At 61.9% G+C, this 1,177-nt stretch carries 1 protein-coding gene; it reads left to right on the top strand.

Annotation, left to right across the window (positions count from 1 at the left end):
* Position 1 precedes the first annotated feature (1 nt).
* Positions 2–1,177, top strand: coding sequence for an elongation factor Tu (tuf, locus tag MOV61_RS29970; protein ID WP_038542137.1), 1,176 nt, complete (start codon positions 2–4; stop codon positions 1,175–1,177).

Here is a 1,177-nt window from a genome sequence, read left to right on the forward strand (position 1 = left end):
AATGGCAAAGAGCAAGTTTGAGCGCAACAAGCCGCACGTCAACATTGGCACGATCGGTCACGTTGACCATGGCAAGACGTCGCTGACGGCCGCGATCACGAAGTACTTCGGCGAGTACAAGGCCTATGACCAGATCGACGCGGCTCCTGAAGAAAAGGCACGCGGCATCACCATTTCGACCGCGCACGTCGAATATGAGACGCCGGCCCGCCACTATGCGCACGTCGACTGCCCCGGCCACGCCGACTATGTGAAGAACATGATCACCGGTGCGGCGCAGATGGACGGCGCGATCCTGGTTTGCTCGGCTGCCGACGGCCCGATGCCGCAGACCCGCGAGCACATCCTGCTCGCCCGTCAGGTTGGCGTTCCGGCAATCGTGGTGTTCCTGAACAAGGTCGACCAGGTCGACGACGCCGAGCTTCTCGAGCTCGTCGAGCTGGAAGTGCGCGAACTTCTGTCGTCCTACGACTTCCCGGGCGACGACATTCCGATCATCAAGGGTTCGGCACTGGCTGCTCTTGAAGATAGCGACAAGAAGATCGGCGAAGATTCGATCCGCGAGCTGATGGCCGCTGTCGACGCCTACATCCCGACGCCTGAGCGTCCGATCAACCTGCCGTTCCTGCTGCCGATCGAAGACGTGTTCTCGATCTCGGGCCGTGGTACGGTCGTGACCGGCCGCGTCGAGCGTGGCATCGTCAAGGTTGGCGAAGAAGTCGAGATCGTCGGCATCCGCGCCACCACCAAGACGACGGTGACCGGCGTTGAAATGTTCCGCAAGCTGCTCGACCAGGGCCAGGCCGGCGACAACATCGGCGCGCTGATCCGTGGCGTCCAGCGTGACGGCGTCGAGCGTGGCCAGATCCTGTGCAAGCCGGGTTCGGTCAAGCCGCACACGGTGTTCATGGCTGAAGCCTACATCCTGACGAAGGAAGAAGGCGGTCGTCATACGCCGTTCTTCACCAACTACCGTCCGCAGTTCTACTTCCGCACGACGGACGTGACGGGCATCGTCGAACTTCCGGAAGGCACGGAAATGGTCATGCCTGGCGACAACGTCACCGTTAAGGTGACGCTGATCAACCCGATCGCGATGGAAGAAAAGCTGCGCTTCGCAATCCGCGAAGGCGGCCGCACCGTCGGCGCCGGCATCGTCGCCTCGATCGTCGAGTAA

It is taken from the genome of Neorhizobium sp. BETTINA12A, assembly GCF_023006485.1.
Lineage (GTDB): Bacteria > Pseudomonadota > Alphaproteobacteria > Rhizobiales > Rhizobiaceae > Neorhizobium.

What these genes read in the sequence shown, in the direction of transcription:
- tuf (WP_038542137.1), top strand. Translation starts at nt 2, where the DNA reads ATGGCAAAGAGCAAGTTTGAGCGCAACAAGCCGCACGTCAACATTGGC.